Source organism: Streptococcus infantis (genome assembly GCF_021497965.1).
GTDB lineage: Bacteria > Bacillota > Bacilli > Lactobacillales > Streptococcaceae > Streptococcus > Streptococcus infantis_B.
In genome coordinates, this window is record NZ_CP046525.1 from 837,374 (window position 1) to 852,248 (window position 14,875).

Genomic DNA, 14,875 nt, shown 5'->3' on the forward strand with positions numbered 1-14,875 from the left:
TAGTATCAAGGGTTTTTCTTTTGCTTAAAAATTTGTGGTAAACTAATAGTAGTTGATTTCCAAAAAATATCTCTATCTTACAAAAATGTAAGATTAAAGCTCAATTTGTAAGGTTATGTTATGGAACCAACTCTTTTTTTAGAGTACACTTATATCATAAAGATAAAGGAGCAAAACAATGAAAAATATTTTACAAAAGAAACAAACAAGTAAACCGAGTCCTAAGGATATCGAGCGAGTTGAGCTCGGCATTCAAATGATGCAGGCTCAGTTTCAATTAATGGGATATTAAAAAGGAGATGTCAAAATGACGCTATTAGATGTAAAACACGTTCAAAAGATTTATAAAACTCGCTTTCAAGGCAACCAAGTAGAAGCCTTGAAAGATATTCACTTTACTGTAGAAAAAGGCGATTACGTTGCTATCATGGGTGAATCTGGTTCTGGGAAATCTACTTTACTCAATATTCTCGCCATGCTAGACAAGCCAACTCGTGGCCAGGTTTTCCTTAACGGAACAGACACAGCTACCATTAAAAATTCTGAAGCATCAAGTTTCCGTCGTGAAAAGTTAGGTTTTGTCTTCCAAGACTTTAATTTGTTAGATACGCTTTCTGTTAAAGACAATATCTTACTCCCTTTGGTATTGTCTAGAAAGCCTATTACAGAAATGATGAAAAAATTGGTGGTGACGGCTGAAAATCTTGGCATCAATCAATTGCAGGAGAAGTACCCTTATGAAATCTCTGGAGGGCAAAAACAACGGGTTGCAGTTGCACGGGCTATCATCACAGACCCAGAAATTCTCCTTGCGGACGAGCCAACAGGTGCCCTAGACTCTAAATCGTCTGCAGCCCTCCTTGATATCTTTGATCAGATCAACGAGCAAGGGCAAACCATTCTCATGGTAACCCACTCAACAGCAGCAGCTAGCCGTGCAAAACGTGTCCTTTTCATCAAGGATGGCATTCTCTATAACCAAATCTACCGTGGTGAAAAAACTGATCGTCAGATGTTCCAAGAAATCTCTGACACCTTAACTGTTATGGCAAGTGAGGTGAACTAGTATGTTTCGATTAACCAATAAGTTGGCCATATCCAACTTAATCAAAAACCGCAAACTCTATTACCCTTTTGCTTTGTCTGTCATTTTGGCAGTCACGATTAGCTATCTCTTTTACTCCCTAGCCTTTAATCCAAAAATTGTGGATTTGCGTGGTGCATCTGCTATACAATTTACCCTACAACTAGGGCTTGTCGTAGTGACACTTGCATCTGCCATTATCGTGCTTTATGCCAACAGTTTTGTCATGAAAAACCGTTCCAAAGAACTGGGTGTATATGGCATGTTGGGCTTAGAAAAACGCCATTTGATTGGTATGACCTTCAAGGAACTCTTGATATTTGGGCTAGTAACAGTCACTGCCGGTATTGGGATTGGTGCCCTCTTTGACAATCTCATCTTTGCATTATTGCTTAAACTTGCAAAGATGAAGGTAGAGCTAGTAGCTACTTTCCAATGGTCTGTTGTTTTTTCTATCCTTCTGGTATTTGGGCTTGTATTTTTACTCATTGTCTTCCTAAATGCTATCCGCATTATCCGTATGGATGCTCTGCAACTTTCTCGTGAGAAAGCAAAAGGTGAGAAGAAGGGGCGTTTCCTGGTTCTTCAAACTTTAGTAGGGCTCATTGCACAAGGTGGTGGCTACTACTTAGCACTAAGCGTAACAGATGCATTTAAAGCTGTCGCTACTTTCTTTATTGCGGTCATGTTAGTTATTGTAGGAACCTATCTCTTATTCAATGCTGGTATTACAGTCTTCTTACAGTTGCTCAAGAAAAACAAGAGATATTACTACCAACCCAACAACCTCATCTCTGTTTCTAACCTCATCTTCCGTATGAAAAAAAATGCTGTCGGATTAGCAACCATTGCTATCCTTTCAACCATGGTTTTAATCACCATGTCAGCAGCAACCAGCATCTACAACGGTTCTGAAAATATGAAAAAACTCCTATATCCTCACGATTTTGATGTCAAGGGGCAAAATGTAGAAGTTGAGGATTTAGACAAACTTTTGACTCAGTATGCAAGTGAAAAGAGCTTAACGATTAGTAATAAAGATGTTCTCAGTTATGCGAGTTTCGGTCTTTCTAGTCAAGACGGGACCAAATTAAGCATCTTTGAAAAAGGGCAAAATAATGTTATGCCCAAGACTGTCTTCTTAGTTTTCGACCAAAAAGATTACGAAAAGATGACTGGTCAGAAATTGAATCTCACTGGAGATGAAGTAGGGCTTTGGGCTCGAAATGACCAACTTAAAGGACAGAAAGCATTTAGTCTGAACAATCAGAACTATACGATCAAGGAAGCAATCCAGCAGGATTTTATTGCCAATCATGTTACCAATCCCTATGTACTATTGGTATCGGATTATAACTATCTTGTAGTTGCTGACCTTCAAAGCTTTTTAAAACAGTACCAGGATTCAGCTATATACACACAGCTCTACGGTGGTATGGATGTAACAGCTAGTCTAGAGGAACAGTTAAAGCTATCTGATGATTTTGAGGAGTTTGCAAATAATTTTAGTCATAATCTCAAAAATAAAGACGGTATGGTTTATGGTGGAGGCACTGCAAGTGATGCAATTGCCCAAATGAATGCTCTCTTTGGAGGAGTTCTCTTTATTGGTATTTTCCTCTCTATCATCTTTATGATTGGAACTGTACTCGTTATCTACTATAAACAAATCTCAGAAGGTTATGAAGACCGTGAACGCTTTGTCATCCTGCAAAAAGTTGGGTTGGACCAAAAACAAATCAAGCAAACCATTAACAAGCAAGTCTTGACTGTTTTCTTCCTTCCTGTAATCTTCGCCTTCCTTCATCTAGCATTTGCCTATCATATGTTAAGTTTGATTCTTAAGGTCATTGGGGTAGTAGATACAGCTATGATGTTAAGTGTAACACTTTCTATTTGTGGTATCTTTGCCCTCATCTACGTACTTATCTTTATGATTACTTCAAGAAGCTATCGTAAGATTATCCAGCTATAATAAAAAAATAAATACCTCGATTTTTTCGAGGTATTTTTATGTTTTAAATGCTAAACAATTGTCCAAATAGATAGGTAACACCCATAGTCAAAAGGCCGATACAAAGGTTACGAATCATAGCTGTTTTAGTGGGGGCTTTTCCAAGTTTTGCACTCGTATATCCAGTAATTAAAAGGGAAATTGCTACAATAACAACAGTAGCAGGGATTCGATAGTCGCTTGGGAAGATAGTTATTGAAAGCATGGGTGGAAGACTTCCAAGAACAAAGGCAATAAAGCTAGATGCTGCAGCATGCCATGGATTGGTGAATTCTTCATACTCGATACCGTATTTTTCCTCGACTAAGGCTTTTAGTGGATTTTTCAAAAAAGCTTTGTTAACTAATAGTTGAGCTGAAGTTTCACACTCACCATTTTGAAGATAGGCTGCGTAGAGTGATTTTTTTGCAGCATCCATATCTTTATCCAAAAGTAATTGTTCACGGGCTACAGCGGCCTCCTCCGTGTCTTTTTGAGTAGATACGGATACATACTCTCCTCCAGCCATAGAAAAGGCGCCAGCAAGGATTGCGGCCAATCCTGATAGGAAGATAATCCAGATATTCGTTGTAGCACTCGCTACCCCGATAACAACTCCAGCAATAGAGATAATTCCATCATTAGCTCCCAGTACACCAGCACGCAAGATATTTAAACGGCCAGCAAAGTTTGCATCAATTTCATGAGTAATTTCTGACATAGTTTTCTCCTTTTTAAACATTATAAAGTATAGGAGAAGTGAATACAAACTTTTTAAACTATCTGAAAAAAGTTCTACAATTCTAATTTAAGACAAAGTAAATAGAAGTAGCCATAGCTATTTCTTATGCCAAGATATAACAAAGTTGTATTTGTAACCTAGTGGGATAGGTGATACAATGAACATAATGAAATCTTTGGAGGTCTAAATATGACTCGTGAATTTAAATTTGAAACTCTTCAATTGCATGCAGGACAAGTGGTGGATGCTACTACCAAGTCTCGTGCTGTACCAATTTACCAAACAACATCCTTTGTATTTGATGATACACAAGAGGGTGCAGAACTCTTTGCCCTTCAAAAACCTGGTAATATCTATACTCGTATTACCAATCCAACAACATCGGCCTTTGAAGAGCGTATCGCAGCCCTTGAAGGTGGTGTTGGTGCTCTTGCAACTGCATCAGGTATGGCTGCTATTACCTACACAATTTTAGCTCTAGCTCACGCAGGAGACCACGTCGTTGCAGCGTCAACCATCTATGGTGGTACCTTTAACCTCTTGAAAGAAACCCTTCCACGTTATGGAATCACCACAACATTTGTTGATATTGATAATCTAGAAGAAGTAGAAGCAGCGATTAAAGTTAATACCAAGCTTGTCTTGATTGAAACTTTGGGAAATCCAGTTATTAATATTCCAGATATCGAAAAAATCGCTGAAATTGCTCACAAACACCAGATTCCTTTGGTCGCAGACAATACTTTTGCTACACCATATCTTATCAATGTCTTTTCTCATGGTGTTGATATCGCGGTTCACTCAGCAACTAAGTTTATCGGTGGTCATGGGACAACTATTGGTGGTGTCATCGTTGATAGTGGTAAATTTGACTGGGCTGCTTCAGGGAAATTCCCTCAATTAGTCGAAGAAGATCCTAGCTACCACAATATCAGTTATACTCGTGATGTTGGTGCTGCAGCCTTTATCGTTGCTGCTCGTGTTCAATTGCTTCGCGATATGGGAGCTGCGCTATCACCATTTAACTCATTCTTACTTTTACAAGGTCTTGAAACACTTTCTCTTCGTGTTGAACGCCATGTTCAAAATGCTGAGAAAATCGTAGATTTCCTTGTGAACCATCCAAAGGTTGAAAATGTCAACTATCCAAAACTTCCAGATAGTCCTTACCATGCCTTGGCTGAAAAATACTTACCAAAAGGTGTTGGCTCAATCTTTACTTTCCACGTTAAAGGTGGAGAAGCAGAAGCACGTAAAGTGATTGACAACTTGGAAATCTTTTCGAACCTAGCCAACGTGGCAGATGCAAAATCATTGGTCGTTCATCCAGCAACTACAACACATGCACAGTTGTCTGATTCAGATTTAGAAGCTGCAGGAGTAACTAAAAATCAAATACGACTTTCAATCGGTCTTGAAAATGTCGATGATTTGATTGAAGATTTGCGACTAGCTCTTGAAAAAATTTAAAAATAACTTGTTTTTATCGAATTAAGGATCCTTCTCACGAATAATTAAGTGAGGAGGATTTTTATGTATAGTATTTCATTTCAAGAAGATTCGCTATTACCAAGAGAAAGACTAGTCAGGGAAGGAGTAGAGGCTCTCAGTAATCAAGAATTACTAGCTATCTTGCTAAGAACAGGAACAAAACAGGCCAATGTCTTTGAAATAGCACAGAAGCTTTTAAATAACCTAACTTGCCTAACAGATTTAAAAAAAATGAGCCTACAGGAATTGCAGACTTTATCAGGTATTGGACGTGTTAAGGCAATTGAACTACAAGCCATGATAGAGCTAGGCTATCGCATTCATAAACGCGAAACAGTGGAAATGGAGAGTATCCTTAGTAGTCGAAAGTTAGCTAAAAAGATGCAAGATGAACTTGGAGATAAAAAACAAGAGCACCTAGTGGCGCTCTATCTAAATACTCAAAATCAAATCATTCACCAACAGACTATTTTTATTGGGTCAGCTACTAGAAGCATTGCTGAACCGAGAGAAATTCTCCACTATGCCCTAAAGCACATGGCAACATCTGTGATTCTTGTTCACAATCATCCATCAGGTGCAGTAGTTCCCAGTCCCAATGACGACCATGTTACCAAGCTTGTTAAAGAAGCCTGCGAATTAATGGGGTTGGTCTTATTGGACCATCTAATTGTTTCTCATTCTGATTACTTTAGTTACCGAGAGAAGACGGACCTGATATAGGATTATTTTTTGAAGTTTAGAGGACCCTGCTCAATCGCTTGTAAAGCATAGGACTCTATATCCTTCATATCAATTTTAGGAAGAGGATCAATTGTAGGGACTAGCAACTTTTCTTGTACGATAAAGTCGACAATAGCATTGAAATCTTTAATGTTATAATACTTTTTGGAGTGAATCAAGATATCTCTGTAAAAAACAAGCGATGAACGAAATTTGCCTTTAAATTTTGCATCTGCTTTTTTGCAGAATAGTTTAGACTTTTTAGACCACACTTTGAGTTGCTTTTGTTTTTCTTTTTGAGATAGTTTATCATGATTCACTTTATCCATAGAAAATGCTTGATAGCTTTCAGTAGTTAAAAGTCTGTATAGATTAGAAAGTTGAAAATAAACGTCTATTTTCTTTTCCTTATAGGTTGAGAAATGGTCAAATTCCTTGCTCTTAACAGATGAGAAAACATTAACTTCTAAATCTCTTAAAAGCTCATGAGTAGAAGGGGGGTTAAGTTCAGTCATAATTAATTAACTAATTTAAAGTTCATTGACGACATAGTCAAACAATGTTTTATCTTTTGGGCGATTTTCAAAGAGAAATTCTGGATGCCATTGAACACCGAGATAAGGGAAACCTTCCGTACTTGTTATAGCCTCGATAATACCATCTTTAGGATCATGTGCTACAACCTTTAGATTCGGAGCTAAATCTTTGATACTCTGATGATGGAAAGAGTTGATATGGGAGATTTCCCCATAGATTTCTCTAAGAATAGTATCTGGTTCAGTGACAAGGCGCTGAGTAGTGTATTCAGCTGAACTATCCTGCCAATGATCCTCGATATCTTGATAAAGAGACCCACCCATGGCAACATTAAAGAGCTGGGTACCACGACAGACAGAAAAAATTGGTTTTTTCTGTCTAATAGCTTCTTTGATAAGTGCTAGTTCAAAAATATCCCTTTGAAGGTGGTAGTCGTCGCTATCAATAGCTTTTGACTCACCATAATATTTAGGATCAACATTTTGCCCACCAGTTAAAATAAGCTTATCAATTAAACTAATGTAGTAACTGGCCATTTCTTCATCACCGATCGGTAGGATAATGGGGATACCTCCAGCTTCCTTAACCCCTTCAACAAAGCCTTTGGCCGCATAACTCATCATAAGCTCATCATCTGGATGAACTTTTTCATTTCCTGTAATCCCAATAACTGGTTTATTCATAAATACTTACGCTTTCTAATCCTCTTTACGCATGAAATAGAGGAGAGTTTGAAGTTCGCTTGTAAGATCGACATACTGAACAACTACGTCTTTAGGAAGATGTAGGTGAACAGGTGAAAAACTGAGAATACCTTTGATGCCAGCATCAACCAACAATTCAGCAACTTCTTGAGATTTTATACTAGGGACAGTAAGAATAGCAGTTTTAACATCATTATCTATAATTTTGTCCTTTATTTGAGAGATTCCATAGATTGGAACACCGTCAGGAGTCTGGGTACCAACCTCAGGATGGTCATCTAGGTCAAAAGCCATGATGATTTTCATCTTGTTACGCTCATGAAAACGGTAGTGGAGGAGGGCATGCCCCATATTTCCGATACCAACTAGCATAACGTTGGTAATAGAGTTATCATTTAAAAGATCGGCAAAAAAGTTCATGAGCTTCTTGACATCATAGCCAAAGCCACGTCGTCCAAGTTCTCCAAAGTAGGAGAAATCACGACGAACAGTCGCAGAATCTATACCAATTGCCTCTGCGATTTGTTTGGAATTAGCTCTTTCAATTTTTTCAGCATTAAATCTTTTAAAAATACGATAATAGAGAGAAAGTCTCTTTGCTGTTGCTTTAGGAATAGCAGACTGTTTTTCTTTCACAAAATCACAACCTTTCTATTTACTATTTTATAGAAAGTTTGTGAAAATTGCAACAATAACGAAAAAAAACTAAGAAAAATCTTAGTTTAGGTATTTTCGTGATAGGTTGTTAAAAAACGATAGAGGTTCCCAAGAAGACCTTGATAGATTTCAACCCCATTGTGTGTTAATGAAGTGATAAGAGTCGTATCAGGAAGGGTTACACAACCCGATAGAGAGAGCATAAGAGCTTCATAGTCTTCATATTCTTGAACACGCTCTACTTGATATGAGTCCTTGTAAGTTAATCGAAACATAATAATCTTCTATCTTTTGCTTTTTGTAAATACGCCACGCTCAACAAGACTATCCATCAAGAAGTAGAATTTCTCTTGGTGGATATGTGTTTCTTCTGATTTGAAAATATCAACTAAACGCAGACCAGATTTATCAGTGATATTGATTTTCGCGCCTGTTAAGTCTTTATTAATGATAATTTTCAGCTGGAAACCTTCTCCACTATTTGGAACCTTTTCAAGTAGACGTGTCAGTTCATAGTTACCAACTTTAGTTTCAAAAAAAGTATTATCTTTAAGAGTAAATTTCTTTACAGTTGTGCTAAGTGTGTAATCGTAACGGCAATTTTTTAGTTTAATTGTTTGTTCGAATGCCATTGAGTTATCCTCCGATGATATTTTTAAGAGTATTAGCGAGAGTTATCATCTCTTGTTCTGTATTTTGAGGTGAAATGCTGACACGAACGGATTCGTGCAAACGAGGTGAATCTTCTCCGTAGAGTGCCTGAAGAACATGACTGACCTGAACAACACCAGCAGTACAAGCAGAACCAGTCGAGATAGAAATCCCTTCAAGGTCTAGACGGAGTAGCAGTAGGTCGTTTCGTTGTCCTGGAAATCCAATGTTGAGGACATAGGGAAGTTGCTCTTTACCTTGGTTTAGATAGTAGTTTGATCCATCCATTTCAGCTAGAAATGTTTCTTGTAGTTTTTGAACTTTTTCGAAATTGCTTTCTAAATTTTGGAGATCGTCCTTAAGTGCTGCAACCATACCGATAATTGCTGGAAGGTTTTCTGTTCCTGCTCTTTTTTTCTGTTCTTGATCTCCACCGTGTAGATAAGAATCAAAATCTGTAGAAGCTGCATAGAGGAAACCAACGCCTTTAGGACCATAAAACTTATGAGCAGAAGCACTGAGAAAATCAATCCCCAATTCTTCAGGGAGAATCTCTAATTTACCAACCGCCTGAACTGCATCAACATGATAAACAGCTGGATGATTTTTTAAAACCTCACCAATTTCAGCAATCGGTAATAGAGTTCCTGTTTCATTGTTTGCAAACATAGTAGATACTAAGATGGTATCTTCACGGAGTGCATTTTTGACTTGGTCTGCAGTGATTTCTTGATTTACAGGTTTCAAAACAGTTACTTCAAACCCGAAATTTTCAACCAAATATTCAATTGGTTCAAGAACTGCGTGATGCTCAATAGCAGTAGTAATGATGTGTTTCCCACGCCCTTGGTGGCGAAGGCAGTAACCAATAATTGCTGTATTATTACTTTCTGTACCACCAGAGGTGAAGAAAACGTGCTGTGGCTTTGTTCCTAGTAAACTCGCTAACTCTTGACGCGCTTCTCGTAATAATTTACCTGCTTGACGTCCATGGCTATGAATACTAGAAGGGTTCCCATATGTTTCTTGCATGACTTGAGTCATTGCTGAGATAGCTACAGGTGACATGGGTGTCGTAGCAGCATTATCCAAATAAATCAAAAACTCACCTAATTTCTATTTAAATTTAAATAGTGGACTAACTGGTTTTCTTTCATGAATACGAACCATGGCATCACCAATTAATTCGCTTGCAGTAATGTATTTTACATTTTTTGGTTTTTTACTTTCTGTTACGACAGAATCTGTAACCAAGATTTCTTTGATATTAGCTGCATCAAGCAATTCTGCAGCGCTGTCAACGAAAAGTCCATGACTTGAAACTGCATAGATTTCAGTTGCACCATCGCGTTCTAGGATTTTAGCAGCTTCAGAGAAAGTACGACCTGTATTTAGAATATCATCAATCAAGATTGCTTTCTTGCCTTCAACCTCACCGATAATGTATCCCTGACTACGTTCAGAATCATCTTGAGCATAGTCGATGATAGCAATCGGTGCATCAAGGTACTCAGCAAGGCTACGAGCACGTTTTACGCCTGAATTTTTAGGGCTAACAACAACCACATCTGAACCTGTCAAACCTTTATCGCAATAATGTTTTGCAAAAAGAGGAATTGTGTAGAGGTTGTCAACAGGAATATCAAAGAAACCTTGAACCTGAACAGCGTGAAGATCAAGTGTCAATACACGACTAACTCCGGCTTTAACCAACATATTTGCAACAAGTTTAGCTGTAAGGGGTTCGCGAGAAGAAGCGATACGGTCTTGACGAGCATAACCAAAATAAGGCATGACAACATTGATTGTATTTGCACTAGCACGAACACAGGCATCAACAGTGATTAAAAGTTCCATCAAATGATTGCTAACAGGATAAGAAGTAGACTGGATGATATAAACATCATAGCCACGAACACTTTCTTCGATGTTAACTTGAATTTCACCATCTGAGAATTGACGTGATGATAATTTTCCAAGTGGAACACCTGCAGCATCTGCGATTTTTTGAGCAATTTCATGGTTTGATGAAAGTGAAAAAAGCTTCATATTCTTTGTATCTGACATTGATAAACCGTCCTCTATAAACTACGTGAATCAGCAAAAGCAAACAATTTTAAAACAAGTGTTTTCTGTTACAGATTCTAATATTTTTTATCTCTTTTATTTTATCAAAAAAAGTTGATTATTTCAGGATTTTTTCATATTTTCTATAAATCGTACTAATTTTGAATGTGCTTTCTTGTATTCGATATCATTTGCCTGTAAAAACTCCTGAAAATCAAGACTTCCCTGGTCTCCATTTTCGACTTCCAGCTCTAATTCATAATCAACAACATCGAAGTAGGTACTTTGATCTAATGCCATCAGTCCGATAGAGGTCTCTTTCTCATAACGAACAGTGGTTAAACAACCTAAAACAAGCCATCCACTTGGTGAAACACCTCGATTTGAAAGTTCTTCTAAAATCATACCCTGAGGAAGTTTGCATTCCTCTAAACATTTCTTTGCCTCTTCTAGAGTGAGAGCTTGATTGTATTCCATATTGCCTACAGCTTGAGGAATTTTTATAGTTAATTCAGCGCTATCTTCAAAAGTCCGAATACGCATGGCTATCTTATTGCTACGTAGCTTATAGTCACAAGTATCTAAGTAGTAGTTGTTTTGCGTAATAGGAGTAATATCCGAAAAATATTCTTTTAATTTTATATAGTCTTCTTTTTTTAGAAGAGTTTTTAATTCTATTTCTAAATGTTTCATTTTGAGAACCTTTTATTTTGTTTGAAAGCGATTTATGGTATAATAATAACTGTATTTATTGTATATGATTTTCAAATGAAAATCAAAGAGTAAATGAATATTGTAGCTAAAGAGGGGTGAATCTATAAAATCTATGATTACTGAATGGGAAGAATTTTTAGATCCTTACATTCAAGCTGTTGGCGAGTTAAAAATAAAACTACGGGGGATTCGAAAACAGTACCGCAAACAAAATCGACATTCACCAATTGAATTCGTAACAGGGCGTGTGAAACCTATTGAAAGTATCAAAGAAAAAATGGTTCGTCGTGGAATAACCTATGACACGCTTGAACAAGATTTGCAAGATATTGCAGGATTGCGTGTGATGGTTCAATTTGTAGACGATGTGAATGAGGTTGTATCTATCCTTCGTAAAAGACAGGATATGAGAGTTGTTCAAGAACGAGATTATATCACTCATCGTAAGGCGTCAGGTTATCGTTCTTACCATGTAGTTATTGAATATACAGTCGATACCATAAATGGTGCAAAAACCATCTTAGTTGAGATTCAAATTCGTACTTTGGCAATGAACTTTTGGGCGACGATTGAACATTCACTCAACTATAAATATCAAGGAGATTTCCCAGAAGAAATTAAGGAAAGGCTTGAGATTACCGCTAGAATTTCTCATCAGCTAGACGAGGAAATGAGCAAGATTCGAGATGACATTCAAGAAGCACAAGCACTCTTTGATCCTTTGCATCGGAAATTAAATGACGGGGTAGGAAATAGTGACGATACAGATGAAGAATACAGGTAAAAGGGTTGATCTGATCGCCAACCGTAAACCTCAAAGTAGAAAAGTGTTGTACGAACTCAAGGATCATTTGAAGAAGCATAATTTTATACTTAATGATAAAAATCCTGATATTGTTATCTCCATTGGAGGAGATGGAATGCTTCTATCTGCTTTTCACAAGTATGAAGATCAGTTAGATAAGGTTCGTTTTGTTGGGGTTCATACGGGACATCTTGGTTTCTATACTGATTATAGAGACTTTGAATTAGATCAGCTAGTTACTAATTTACAGTTGGATACAGGAGCTAAGGTTTCGTATCCATTATTAAATGTCAAAATTTATCTAGAAAATGGTGAAGTTAAAATCTTCCGTGCTCTAAACGAAGCTAGTATTCGTAGAGCAGATCGAACTATGGTTGCTGATGTCGTGATAAATCACGTCCCCTTCGAACGCTTTCGAGGTGATGGATTGACTGTATCAACTCCAACAGGAAGTACAGCCTATAATAAATCACTTGGTGGTGCTGTCCTACATCCGACCATAGAAGCATTACAATTGGCGGAAATTGCTAGTCTGAATAATCGAATTTATCGAACACTTGGTTCTTCAATCATTGTTCCTAAGAAAGATAAAATCGAACTAATACCAACTCGAAATGATTATCATACTATCTCTATCGATAATAGTATCTATTCTTTCCGAAATATTGAAAAAATAGAGTACCAAATCGACCACCACAAGATTCATTTCGTTGCCACTCCAAGCCACACCAGTTTTTGGAATCGAGTTAAGGATGCCTTTATTGGTGAGGTGGACGAATGAGGTTTCAATTTATTGCCGACGAACATGTTAAGGTAAAAACCTTTCTAAAGAAACATGAAGTTTCCAAAGGTTTACTTGCCAAGATTAAGTTTCGAGGTGGTGATATTCGGGTGAATGGGCATCCGCAGAACGCTACCTACCTCTTAGATATTGGGGATGAGGTTGTCATTGATATTCCTCCAGAAGAAGGTTTCGAGACACTGGAAGCAATTGATTATCCCTTGGATATTTTGTTTGAAGATGACCACTTTCTAATTCTGAACAAACCATTCGGTGTGGCCTCTATTCCTAGTGTTAATCACTCAAATACTATTGCTAATTTTATTAAAGGTTACTACGTAAAACAAGTTTACGAGAATCAGCAAGTGCACATTGTAACTAGATTAGATAGAGACACGTCTGGTTTGATGCTATTTGCCAAACATGGATATGCTCATGCAAGGCTAGATAAACAACTTCAGAAAAAAAGTATTGAAAAACGGTACTTTGCTCTTGTAAAAGGAGCAGGTATTTTAGAACCAGAAGGAAATATCATAGCTCCCATTGCGAGAGACGAAGATTCTATCATCACAAGGCGTGTAGCTAAAGGTGGTAAATATGCTCACACAGAATACAAGGTCATAGCATCCTATGGAGACATACATTTAGTCGATATTCGATTACATACTGGGAGAACACACCAAATTCGTGTTCATTTTTCACATATTGGTTTTCCCTTACTTGGAGATGACCTCTATGGCGGAAGTTTAGAGCATGGCATACAGCGTCAAGCGCTACATTGCCATTTCTTATCTTTTTATCATCCTTTTCTTGAAGAACAGTTGGAAATATCATCTCCGCTGCCAGATGATTTTAAGAATTTAATAACTAAGTTATCAATTAATTAATATTAAAGGAGAAAACTCATGGAAGTTTTTGAAAGTCTAAAAACCAACCTAGTTGGTAAAAATGTACGCATCGTTCTACCCGAAGGGAAAGAACCTCGTATCCTACAAGCTACAAAACGTTTGGTGAAAGAAACAGATGTTATCCCAGTTTTGCTTGGTAAACCTGAAAAAATCAAAATCTACCTTGAAATCGAAGGAATTCATGAGGGGTATGAAGTCATCGACCCAGATCATTACGATAAATTTGACGATATGGTTGCTTCTCTTGTAGAACGTCGTAACGGTAAGATAACAGAAGAAGAAGCTACTAAACTCTTGAGTGAAGACGTTAACTACTTTGGTGTTATGCTAGTTTATATGGGCTTGGTTGACGGTATGGTTTCAGGTGCACTTCACTCAACTGCTGCAACTGTTCGCCCAGCACTTCAAATCATTAAAACTCGTCCAAATGTAACTCGTACTTCAGGCGCTTTCTTAATGACTCGTGGTTCAGAACGTTATCTTTTCGGAGACTGTGCAATCAACATTAATCCTGATGCTGATGCCCTAGCTGAAATTGCTATTAACTCAGCAATCACAGCTAAAATGTTTGGTATCGAGCCAAAAATTGCAATGTTAAGTTACTCAAGTAAAGGTTCTGGTTTCGGTGAAAACGTTGATAAAGTGGTAGCAGCTACTAAACGTGCACACGAATTGCGTCCTGACCTTGAAATTGATGGAGAATTGCAATTTGACGCTGCCTTCCACCCTGAAACAGCAGCTTTGAAAGCTCCAGGAAGTAAAGTGGCTGGACATGCAACTGTCTTCATCTTCCCAAGTATCGAAGCAGGAAATATTGGATACAAGATTGCAGAACGTCTAGGTGGTTTCTCAGCTGTAGGACCTGTTTTACAAGGTTTGAATAAGCCAGTTAATGACCTTTCACGTGGATGTAGCTCAGATGATGTTTATAATCTTACTCTCATCACTGCAGCACAAGCTATTTACCAATAAAATTTCCAAAGCCCCACTTCTTTAAGAGGGGCTTTTCTAGTCTTTT

At 37.6% G+C, this 14,875-nt stretch carries 17 protein-coding genes; 8 read left to right on the top strand and 9 right to left on the bottom strand.

Annotated elements, in window-relative coordinates; translation table 11 throughout:
- Positions 1-307: 307 nt before the first annotated feature.
- Positions 308-1,066, top strand: a complete 759-nt coding sequence (locus GOM46_RS04185; RefSeq protein ID WP_006145535.1) for an ABC transporter ATP-binding protein — start codon at positions 308-310, stop codon at positions 1,064-1,066.
- A gap of 1 nt (position 1,067) precedes the next feature.
- Positions 1,068-3,059: an ABC transporter permease gene (locus GOM46_RS04190; protein ID WP_235084125.1), complete on the top strand. Its 1,992-nt coding sequence runs from the start codon at positions 1,068-1,070 to the stop codon at positions 3,057-3,059.
- A 43-nt stretch (positions 3,060-3,102) separates the two neighbouring features.
- Here GOM46_RS04190 and GOM46_RS04195 read toward each other — a convergent pair whose 3' ends face one another.
- Complete coding sequence (locus GOM46_RS04195; RefSeq protein WP_006150694.1) at positions 3,103-3,798, bottom strand: VIT family protein; 696 nt, start codon at positions 3,796-3,798, stop codon at positions 3,103-3,105.
- A 210-nt stretch (positions 3,799-4,008) separates the two neighbouring features.
- Here GOM46_RS04195 and GOM46_RS04200 point away from each other — a divergent pair, with 210 nt between their 5' ends.
- Positions 4,009-5,289 carry an O-acetylhomoserine aminocarboxypropyltransferase/cysteine synthase family protein gene (locus GOM46_RS04200; protein WP_235084126.1) on the top strand — a complete coding sequence of 427 codons (1,281 nt, stop codon included), beginning with the start codon at positions 4,009-4,011 and terminating at the stop codon, positions 5,287-5,289.
- A 63-nt stretch (positions 5,290-5,352) separates the two neighbouring features.
- Positions 5,353-6,033: a RadC family protein gene (gene radC / locus GOM46_RS04205; RefSeq protein ID WP_006150702.1), complete on the top strand. Its 681-nt coding sequence runs from the start codon at positions 5,353-5,355 to the stop codon at positions 6,031-6,033.
- 2 nt (positions 6,034-6,035) lie between these two features.
- On the opposite strand, the gene GOM46_RS04210 is transcribed toward radC, so the two are convergent.
- The 8 genes from GOM46_RS04210 to GOM46_RS04245 all read right to left on the bottom strand — a co-directional run bounded on the left by GOM46_RS04210 (position 6,036) and on the right by GOM46_RS04245 (position 11,342).
- The gene (locus GOM46_RS04210; RefSeq protein WP_006150721.1) at positions 6,036-6,548 is read right to left on the bottom strand and encodes a hypothetical protein; all 513 of its coding nucleotides are present in this window, start codon (positions 6,546-6,548) and stop codon (positions 6,036-6,038) included.
- 15 nt (positions 6,549-6,563) lie between these two features.
- On the bottom strand, positions 6,564-7,253 hold the full coding sequence (locus tag GOM46_RS04215; protein ID WP_006150717.1) for a gamma-glutamyl-gamma-aminobutyrate hydrolase family protein: 690 nt from the start codon (positions 7,251-7,253) through the stop codon (positions 6,564-6,566).
- Between the two features lie 15 nt (positions 7,254-7,268).
- A complete protein-coding gene (locus tag GOM46_RS04220) occupies positions 7,269-7,910 on the bottom strand; it encodes a redox-sensing transcriptional repressor Rex (protein WP_006150740.1) in 642 nt (213 codons plus the stop codon).
- An 86-nt stretch (positions 7,911-7,996) separates the two neighbouring features.
- On the bottom strand, positions 7,997-8,206 hold the full coding sequence (locus tag GOM46_RS04225) for a DUF4649 family protein (RefSeq protein WP_006150724.1): 210 nt from the start codon (positions 8,204-8,206) through the stop codon (positions 7,997-7,999).
- A 9-nt stretch (positions 8,207-8,215) separates the two neighbouring features.
- A complete protein-coding gene (locus GOM46_RS04230; protein ID WP_006150663.1) occupies positions 8,216-8,563 on the bottom strand; it encodes a DUF1831 domain-containing protein in 348 nt (115 codons plus the stop codon).
- A 4-nt stretch (positions 8,564-8,567) separates the two neighbouring features.
- Complete coding sequence (locus tag GOM46_RS04235; RefSeq protein ID WP_006150733.1) at positions 8,568-9,683, bottom strand: cysteine desulfurase family protein; 1,116 nt, start codon at positions 9,681-9,683, stop codon at positions 8,568-8,570.
- 15 nt (positions 9,684-9,698) lie between these two features.
- Positions 9,699-10,649 (bottom strand): ribose-phosphate diphosphokinase, encoded by a 951-nt coding sequence (locus tag GOM46_RS04240; RefSeq protein ID WP_006150727.1) that lies wholly within the window; start codon positions 10,647-10,649, stop codon positions 9,699-9,701.
- A gap of 123 nt (positions 10,650-10,772) precedes the next feature.
- Positions 10,773-11,342, bottom strand: a complete 570-nt coding sequence (locus GOM46_RS04245; protein ID WP_235084127.1) for a CYTH domain-containing protein — start codon at positions 11,340-11,342, stop codon at positions 10,773-10,775.
- 133 nt (positions 11,343-11,475) lie between these two features.
- On the opposite strand from GOM46_RS04245, the gene GOM46_RS04250 reads away from it, so the two are divergent.
- From GOM46_RS04250 to pta, 4 genes are read left to right on the top strand one after another with little or no spacing between them, the layout of a single operon-like run.
- Positions 11,476-12,147: a GTP pyrophosphokinase family protein gene (locus GOM46_RS04250; protein WP_006150695.1), complete on the top strand. Its 672-nt coding sequence runs from the start codon at positions 11,476-11,478 to the stop codon at positions 12,145-12,147.
- The gene (locus tag GOM46_RS04255) at positions 12,131-12,949 is read left to right on the top strand and encodes an NAD kinase (RefSeq protein ID WP_025170024.1); all 819 of its coding nucleotides are present in this window, start codon (positions 12,131-12,133) and stop codon (positions 12,947-12,949) included. The genes GOM46_RS04250 and GOM46_RS04255 overlap by 17 nt, the downstream gene beginning before the upstream one ends.
- Positions 12,946-13,836, top strand: a complete 891-nt coding sequence (locus tag GOM46_RS04260; protein WP_006150719.1) for an RluA family pseudouridine synthase — start codon at positions 12,946-12,948, stop codon at positions 13,834-13,836. The genes GOM46_RS04255 and GOM46_RS04260 overlap by 4 nt, the downstream gene beginning before the upstream one ends.
- Before the next feature lie 18 nt (positions 13,837-13,854).
- Positions 13,855-14,829, top strand: a complete 975-nt coding sequence (gene pta / locus GOM46_RS04265; protein ID WP_006150671.1) for a phosphate acetyltransferase — start codon at positions 13,855-13,857, stop codon at positions 14,827-14,829.
- Positions 14,830-14,875 lie beyond the last annotated feature (46 nt).

Coding starts and splice junctions, on each gene's coding strand:
- GOM46_RS04185 (WP_006145535.1), top strand. CDS start 308: ATGACGCTATTAGATGTAAAACACGTTCAAAAGATTTATAAAACTCGC.
- GOM46_RS04190 (WP_235084125.1), top strand. CDS start 1,068: ATGTTTCGATTAACCAATAAGTTGGCCATATCCAACTTAATCAAAAAC.
- GOM46_RS04195 (WP_006150694.1), bottom strand. CDS start 3,798: ATGTCAGAAATTACTCATGAAATTGATGCAAACTTTGCTGGCCGTTTA.
- GOM46_RS04200 (WP_235084126.1), top strand. CDS start 4,009: ATGACTCGTGAATTTAAATTTGAAACTCTTCAATTGCATGCAGGACAA.
- radC (WP_006150702.1), top strand. CDS start 5,353: ATGTATAGTATTTCATTTCAAGAAGATTCGCTATTACCAAGAGAAAGA.
- GOM46_RS04210 (WP_006150721.1), bottom strand. CDS start 6,548: ATGACTGAACTTAACCCCCCTTCTACTCATGAGCTTTTAAGAGATTTA.
- GOM46_RS04215 (WP_006150717.1), bottom strand. CDS start 7,253: ATGAATAAACCAGTTATTGGGATTACAGGAAATGAAAAAGTTCATCCA.
- GOM46_RS04225 (WP_006150724.1), bottom strand. CDS start 8,206: ATGTTTCGATTAACTTACAAGGACTCATATCAAGTAGAGCGTGTTCAA.
- GOM46_RS04230 (WP_006150663.1), bottom strand. CDS start 8,563: ATGGCATTCGAACAAACAATTAAACTAAAAAATTGCCGTTACGATTAC.
- GOM46_RS04240 (WP_006150727.1), bottom strand. CDS start 10,649: ATGTCAGATACAAAGAATATGAAGCTTTTTTCACTTTCATCAAACCAT.
- GOM46_RS04245 (WP_235084127.1), bottom strand. CDS start 11,342: ATGAAACATTTAGAAATAGAATTAAAAACTCTTCTAAAAAAAGAAGAC.
- GOM46_RS04250 (WP_006150695.1), top strand. CDS start 11,476: ATGATTACTGAATGGGAAGAATTTTTAGATCCTTACATTCAAGCTGTT.
- GOM46_RS04255 (WP_025170024.1), top strand. CDS start 12,131: ATGAAGAATACAGGTAAAAGGGTTGATCTGATCGCCAACCGTAAACCT.
- GOM46_RS04260 (WP_006150719.1), top strand. CDS start 12,946: ATGAGGTTTCAATTTATTGCCGACGAACATGTTAAGGTAAAAACCTTT.
- pta (WP_006150671.1), top strand. CDS start 13,855: ATGGAAGTTTTTGAAAGTCTAAAAACCAACCTAGTTGGTAAAAATGTA.